The 7000-nt window shown below is 35.9% G+C and carries 9 protein-coding genes; all 9 read right to left on the bottom strand.

The genetic code is table 11. The features are described from left to right. Positions 1-47: 47 nt before the first annotated feature. From truA to prfB, 9 genes are read right to left on the bottom strand one after another with little or no spacing between them, the layout of a single operon-like run. Positions 48-779, bottom strand: a complete 732-nt coding sequence (truA, locus tag WMO19_RS07705; protein WP_349171170.1) for a tRNA pseudouridine(38-40) synthase TruA — start codon at positions 777-779, stop codon at positions 48-50. After that, the gene (locus WMO19_RS07710; RefSeq protein WP_349171172.1) at positions 776-1573 is read right to left on the bottom strand and encodes an energy-coupling factor transporter transmembrane component T family protein; all 798 of its coding nucleotides are present in this window, start codon (positions 1571-1573) and stop codon (positions 776-778) included. The genes truA and WMO19_RS07710 overlap by 4 nt, the downstream gene beginning before the upstream one ends. Continuing rightward, positions 1566-2432 (bottom strand): energy-coupling factor transporter ATPase, encoded by an 867-nt coding sequence (locus tag WMO19_RS07715; RefSeq protein WP_349171174.1) that lies wholly within the window; start codon positions 2430-2432, stop codon positions 1566-1568. The genes WMO19_RS07710 and WMO19_RS07715 overlap by 8 nt, the downstream gene beginning before the upstream one ends. Continuing rightward, the gene (locus WMO19_RS07720) at positions 2420-3247 is read right to left on the bottom strand and encodes an energy-coupling factor transporter ATPase (RefSeq protein ID WP_349171175.1); all 828 of its coding nucleotides are present in this window, start codon (positions 3245-3247) and stop codon (positions 2420-2422) included. Before WMO19_RS07720 ends, WMO19_RS07715 begins: the two co-directional genes overlap by 13 nt. Positions 3248-3300: 53 nt before the next feature. Then, positions 3301-3918: a DNA-3-methyladenine glycosylase gene (locus WMO19_RS07725; protein WP_349171177.1), complete on the bottom strand. Its 618-nt coding sequence runs from the start codon at positions 3916-3918 to the stop codon at positions 3301-3303. Further along, positions 3890-4270, bottom strand: coding sequence for a YkvA family protein (locus tag WMO19_RS07730; protein ID WP_349171179.1), 381 nt, complete (start codon positions 4268-4270; stop codon positions 3890-3892). The genes WMO19_RS07725 and WMO19_RS07730 overlap by 29 nt, the downstream gene beginning before the upstream one ends. A gap of 51 nt (positions 4271-4321) precedes the next feature. Beyond that, the gene (pyrE, locus tag WMO19_RS07735) at positions 4322-4951 is read right to left on the bottom strand and encodes an orotate phosphoribosyltransferase (protein WP_349171180.1); all 630 of its coding nucleotides are present in this window, start codon (positions 4949-4951) and stop codon (positions 4322-4324) included. Then, the gene (gene pyrF, locus WMO19_RS07740; RefSeq protein ID WP_019124830.1) at positions 4951-5655 is read right to left on the bottom strand and encodes an orotidine-5'-phosphate decarboxylase; all 705 of its coding nucleotides are present in this window, start codon (positions 5653-5655) and stop codon (positions 4951-4953) included. Before pyrF ends, pyrE begins: the two co-directional genes overlap by 1 nt. A gap of 7 nt (positions 5656-5662) precedes the next feature. Then, positions 5663-6778 carry a peptide chain release factor 2 gene (gene prfB, locus WMO19_RS07745; protein ID WP_349171182.1) on the bottom strand — a complete coding sequence of 372 codons (1116 nt, stop codon included), beginning with the start codon at positions 6776-6778 and terminating at the stop codon, positions 5663-5665. Between the last annotated feature and the right edge of the window lie 222 nt (positions 6779-7000).

Genomic DNA, 7000 nt, shown 5'->3' on the forward strand with positions numbered 1-7000 from the left:
AAATTTTTGCCAAATCAAGGTTTTTTATAAAATAAAAAGCCCGAGGGCTAATACTTAACATCTACTAAGTATAGTCCGCAGGCTGGTGCTGTTGGTCCTGAAGCCTTTCTCTTTTTCTTTTCCAAGGCTTCCTTCATGTATTCAATTTCTCTTTGTCCTCGTCCTATTTCAAGGGCAGTTCCAGTTACTATTCGTATCATATTTTTTAAGAAGGCCTTTGCAACAAAGTCCAGATACAAAAAGTCGCCATCTTCTATTACATCAATTCGCTCTATTGTCCTTATTGAATCTTTTACTACAGCTCCCTTACCCATAAAGGAGTTGAAGTCATGCTCGCCAATTAAGTATGATAGAGCCTTTCTCATTCTCTCTGGGTCCACTTCATAGGGGTATTCATAGGCCCTATTTAAAAGAAGGGCATTTCTATAGCGAGATCTGTGGACCACATAGCGATATTTTTTTAACTTTGCATCGTATCTGGCGTGAAAATTATCTGGCACAAATTTTGCACCCACAACTGAAACATCTTCAGGCAAGTTAAAGTTTATAACTTTTGGAAGATTTCCAATGTCAATTGTGGTGTCTGAATAAAAATTTGCATACTGACCAAGGGCATGAACTCCCCTGTCAGTTCTGCCTGCATAAAAAACTTTTACTTCTTCCTTTAAGGTTTTGGCAAGACCCTTATTTAGTTCGCCTTCCACAGTTCTCTCATCAGGTTGAATTTGAAAGCCGTGAAAGTTAGTGCCATCATAAGTTATTTTTATCAGTATATTCATAGTTTTGAAACCAAAATTATTGCTACAAAAAATATTAAATTGCCCACAAAAATAATTACATCTTTTTTCACAATTTTTGATGCATTCATTTTTGTCCTGCCATCTCCACCTCTGTAGCATCTTGCTTCCATGGCTGTGGCAAGTTCTTCTGCCCTTCTAAAGGAATTTATAAAGAGGGGAACAAGAAGGGGCACTAAATTTTTTGCACGCTTCACTATATTTCCTGATTCAAAATCTGCTCCTCTTGCCATTTGTGCCTTCATAATTTTGTCTGTTTCTTCGATTAGAGTTGGAATAAACCTAAGGGCAATTGTCATCATCATGGCAATTTCATGACTTGGCACTCCAATTTTCCTAAAGGGTCTAAGGAGTGACTCAATTCCATCTGTAAGTTCAATTGGCGATGTTGTATAAGTAAGTAGTGATGTGCCAAGAACTAAAAGTATAAGTCTTATGCCCATAAATACTGCAAGGTCAATTCCTTCTTGTGAAATTTTCAAAATTCCAAATGTGTATTTTGCTTCTCCTGGTGAGAAAAATAAATTTATTATGAAGGTAACCAGTATTATCCATTTAAGTGGTTTAAGCCCGCGAAGGACTAAGCCCATAGGTAGTTTTGCCACATAGATAATAAGTAGCAAATAAATTACCACTGGCAAATACATAAATACTGATGAGATGAAAAACAGAGATGCAATGAAAAGTATCATAGTAAGCATCTTTAGCTTTGGGTCGTATTTATGAACTAGGGTTTCTCCTGGAAAATACTGTCCAATTGTTATATCTTTAAACATGAGAAACACCTCTCAAATATTTTATCAAAGACTCCTTGGCTTCTTCCAATGTAATGGAGTCTTCGTTAATGTCTAGTCCCTTCTTCTTTAAAGTTCTCATAAGAGATGTAATTTGTGGTATGCCAAGTCCAACTGAAAGGAGTTTGTCCTCGTTTCTAAAAATTTCTCTTGGGTTTGAGTCCAAAAATACTTTTCCCTTGTCCATTACAATTATTCTCTCAGCAATTTTTGCCACATCTTCCATAGAGTGAGAAACTAAAATTACAGTGATCTTTCTTTTTTCGTGAATGCTTTTTATTTCACTAAGGATTTCGTCACGACCTCTTGGGTCAAGTCCTGCCGTTGGCTCGTCTAAGATTAAAACCTTTGGCTCCATGGCAAGGACCCCTGCTATGGCTACTCTTCTCTTTAGTCCACCAGAAAGTTCAAAGGGCGACTTGTCCTTATAAGTTTCGTAGTCAAGTCCCACTGAATCCATGGAGGACTTAACTCTTCTTAGGACTTCTTCTTCAGATAAATCTAAGTTACCTGGTCCAAAGGCAATGTCTCTCTCTATAGTCTCTTCAAAAAGTTGGTACTCTGGGTATTGAAAAACAAGACCAATTTTTTTTCTCAGTTCAGTTAAGTTTGAGCTGGACTTGTCTACCTTCATTCCATCCACAATTATTTCTCCACTGCTAGGCTTTAAAAGTCCATTTAAGTGTTGAATAAAAGTTGATTTGCCAGAACCTGTATGTCCAATGAGACCTATAAATTCATTTTCTTCAATTTTTAAATTTATATCATCAATTGCCTTCTTCTCAAAGGGAAGGCCCTCACTATAAATATGTGTTAAATTTTTTATCTCTATAAGTGACATATTTCCTTCACCATTTCTTCGATATTTAAAACTTCTGTGGAAATTTCAATACCATCTTTTTTAAGCTCATGTGCCAGTTCTGTAACTTGTGGTACATCCAGTCCCAATTTTTTTATTTCATCAACATGAGAAAATACTTCCCTAGGCTTTCCGCTTAGGACAATATTTCCATCTTCCATAACTACAACTCTGTCGCTAATGGCTGCTTCTTCCATGTAGTGAGTGATTAGGATAATAGTTTTATTTTCTTCTTTATTTAACTTCACGAGGGTGTCAATAACTTCGCGCCTTCCACTTGGGTCAAGCATGGCAGTTGGCTCGTCTAAAATTATATATTTTGGACTCATGGCAAGGATGCCTGCTATGGCAACTCTTTGCTTTTGTCCACCAGATAAAAGATGGGGAGCATTCTTCTTGTAATCAGTCATGCCAACATCTTCTAGGGCCTTGTCCACTCTCTTTCTTATTTCAGCTGGCTCAATGCCAAGATTTTCTGGACCAAAGGCTACTTCATCTTCGACAATTGTGGCAACTAATTGGTTGTCTGGATTTTGAAAAACCATGCCAGCATTGCGCCTTATGTCCCAAATTTCCTCTTCATTCTTCGTATTCATGCCGTCAACAAGAACGTCTCCTTGGTCAGGAATTAAGAGTCCATTAATTAATTTTGCAAGAGTTGACTTGCCTGAACCATTGTGTCCAAGGAGGGCAACAAACTCGCCTTCATTTATTTCTAAATCTATATCTTTTAAAATTTGTTTTGCATTTTCATCTTCATAATCGTATTTAAAAGACAAATTTTTTATGCTAATCATTACATCACCTTTATGTTAACCTATTATAAATCATAACTTAACAAAAATCTAGCTTATTTAACTGAAACATGGGGACTATCCCCTAGGTAAAATCTTAGAGGAAGATGGGCGTCCTCTCCTGCGTAATCAATGCCAATTCTCTTAGCCGCAACAATATTTTTTACATCTTCGCCCTCTTCTATGTAAAGATAGTCTGACGAAAGAATTTTACCATTTAAGCTTCTATCTATGCCCAGCGCCATGGAAAGTTTGCCTGGTCCATTAGTAAGATTTTTCCTTTGATAGCTTGAAAGATCCTCATAAACTTTTCCAAATCTATTTTCCGCCATGCCATCTAAATTTTCCAGAGGCTCCACTGCACGAATTAGGACTGCCTCTGGTTCATCAACATCTTTTGTCACAATATTTAAGAGATTATACATTCCATAGATTAGGTAGACATAAATTGTGCCGCCATGTCTATATAAAATTTCATTTCTCTTTGTAATATTTCCGCCGTAGGAGTGACAAGCTCTATCCCTTAAACCGAGATAGGCTTCAGTCTCAACTATTTTTACACAGAAAAAATTACCAGAAATATTTCTGATAATTTTCTTTCCTAATAAATTTTTTGCTACTTCAACTGTGTCTCTCTTGAAAAAATCAGTCCCTAGAATTTTTCCACTTATCATATTTTTCCAATTCCTTATCTAATTTCTTAACTATATAAGTTAGGACACTTAAATCGTCAACAAATCCAAAAAATAAAATAAAATCTGGAACAATGTCAGCTGGATTTAATAGATACAAAAACCCTGCCACAATTAAGAGAATGTCAAATTTTTTAACATTCCTATAATTTCCCTTTGAATAGTCTATGACAAGTCCAAGGGCAAGTTTAAGTTCCCGAGAAATCTTTTTAAACATATCAAGTTTATTAGTCTGTGACATAGACTCCTCAATAACCTTATTTAACCTGTCCTTATTTTTAAAAACTTCATTGGCATAAGGCAAGATCATTCTTAAAGTTTTATAATAATTCAACTTCTTTCCCCCTAAGTTTGAATTTCACTTTTCCTTTACCCAAAAAGTAAATTAAACATTCATCCAAGAGGAATCCTTTGGATTGTCCCTAAATAATTTTAATTTTTCAATTTCACTTTCCTTGATGTAGTCCATTTCGTGAGCAACATCAATTAGTTCGTCAAAATTTGTAAGTGATTCGTGTTTGTAGCCAGATGCCTTAAAGTTTTCAGCAGCTGATTTCATATTGTAGGTGAAAATACTTACTATGCCAAGAACCTCATAGCCCACATCAGTAAGAGCCTTTGCAGCTTCAATAGAGGAGCCGCCAGTTGAAAATAAGTCTTCAATTACAACAACCTTGGCGCCAGAAATTTTTGCCCCTTCAATTTTATTTTGCTTGCCATGGTCCTTGTTTGAAGATCTCACAAAGCCCATAGGTAAATTCATTTTGTCAGCAATAATAGCAGCATGAGGAATGCCAGCAGTTGCTGTGCCCATAATATATTCTACATCAGGGAATTTTTCTTTAATTAAATTTACAAGGCCCTCCTCAACAACTTTTCTGTCCTCTGGATAAGAAAGTATAAGTCTGTTGTCACAGTAAATAGGAGACTTTATGCCAGATGCCCAAGTGTAGGGATCTTCTGGTGAAAGTGTTACAGCCTTTAATTTTAATAAAATTTTTGCAATTTCTCGCATTATTCTCCTCCTAAAAAGTCTCTTTTAATTTCCTTGTATTCCTTTAGGGGATCCTCTGCCTTTGTGATAGGTCTTCCAACAACTATATAGTCAGATCCTAATTCTCTTGCCTCACTTGGAGTTACAACTCTCTTTTGGTCGTCAGTGCCCTTAACTTTTCTAATGCCAGGAGTAACTGTAATAAAGTCATCTCCTAGGTTTTCTTTAATCTTTGGCACTTCAAGGGCAGAGCAAACTATGCCAGATAAGTTTGCCTCTTTGGCAAGTCTTGCATAATCAAGAACAACATCATCAAGAGATTTTCTCTCGTCAATTTTAAGCTCATGGTGCATAACATCTTCGTCAGTAGAAGTAAGCATAGTAACACCAAGAGTAATCATCTCAGGCTTTTCCTTATTTACAATCTCACTAGCTTCACTTAACATTTTTTTGCCGCCAGCTATGTGGTAGTTTATCATGTCAACATCAAGTGAAATTAGAGAATTTGTCGCACCCTTACAAGTATTTGGAATGTCGTGAATTTTTAAATCCAAAAATATTTTGTGTCCAAGTTTTTTTATCTCATTAATAATACTTGGACCTTCCTTATAAAAAAGTTCCATCCCAACTTTTACATAAACTTTTTCGTCCTTAAAATTTTTCAAAAAATCAAGAGCTACTTCGCCACTTGGAAAATCAAGGGCAATAATTACATCCTTTGCCATGTCAACCTCAACTTTCTGCAGTCGCCTTTTCTTGCAAATAGGCGTTAATAAAAGTATCTAAATCTCCGTCCATTACTCTTTCCACATCTCCAACATCAACATTAGTTCTGTGGTCCTTGACCATTGTATAAGGTTGGAAAACATAGGACCTAATTTGTGAACCCCATGCAATTTGTGAATAATTACCTTGAAGATCTTCGATTTTTTCTTTCTTTTCTTCTTCAGCAAGGGCAATAAGTTTTGCCTTTAACATGTTCATTGCCTTTTCTCTGTTTTGAATTTGACTTCTTTCATTTTGACATTGAACAACAATACCAGTAGGAATATGGGTGATTCTAACAGCAGAGTCAGTAGTGTTTACGTGTTGTCCACCAGCACCAGAAGACCTGTAAGTGTCGATTTTCAATTCCTCTTCCTTTATTTCAACTTCATTGTCGTCATCAAGCTCTGGGAAGACATCAACAGATGAAAAAGAAGTGTGCCTTCTCTTATTAGAATCAAAAGGAGAAATCCTTACAAGTCTGTGAACGCCCTTTTCACCTTTTAGATAGCCATAGGCGTTTTCCCCAGAAATTTTTAAAGTAACAGACTTAATGCCAGCCTCGTCTTCCTTTAAGAGGTCAAGAGTTTCAACCTTGAAGCCCTTGTTTTCAGCATATCTAGTGTACATCCGAAGTAGCATGCTCGCCCAATCTTGCGCTTCTGTGCCACCAGCACCTGCATGAATAGAAAGAATAGCATCGTGAGAATCGTACTCGCCATTTAAAAGAGTATTAAGCTTAAAGTCAGCAGTCTCTTTTTCAATTTCATCAACAAGCGCTTGAAAGTCAGCATAAGAAGAATAATCTTCCTCGATTTCCATTAAAGTAATAAGGTCCTCTGCATCTGTAATAAGCTCATTTAACTGGTCGTACTGATCTATCTTCCTTTGATATGAATTTGTTTCATTTATAACTTTTTGGGCAGCCTCATTGTCGTCCCAAAAACCTGGTTCCATTTGTTTTTTATTAAGTTCAACAACTTTTTCCTTAAGAGAATCAATCTCCAGAGACTCTCCCAAAGCCTTAGTAGTAGATTTGGAATTTTCCAGGCGCTCCTTATCTAAATAGACATTTTGCTCCATAAAAATCCTCCTTTATTTTGCTTATTTTAGTATAACACAGATGTCTCTATCTCACTAATATTTTTGTGTCTACAAAAGAAATTTATTAAAAAAATTTTATCAATAAATATATTATTAGCAAGTCATTTCTAAAAATTTGCATAAAAAAAAGGCTCTATAATATCTGTTGGGGAGTAAATCTCTAACAGATATTTTTATATAAAAAAATTGCACTTATACGCA

Source organism: Peptoniphilus hominis (ex Hitch et al. 2025) (assembly GCF_040096015.1).
Lineage (GTDB): Bacteria > Bacillota > Clostridia > Tissierellales > Peptoniphilaceae > Peptoniphilus_A > Peptoniphilus_A hominis.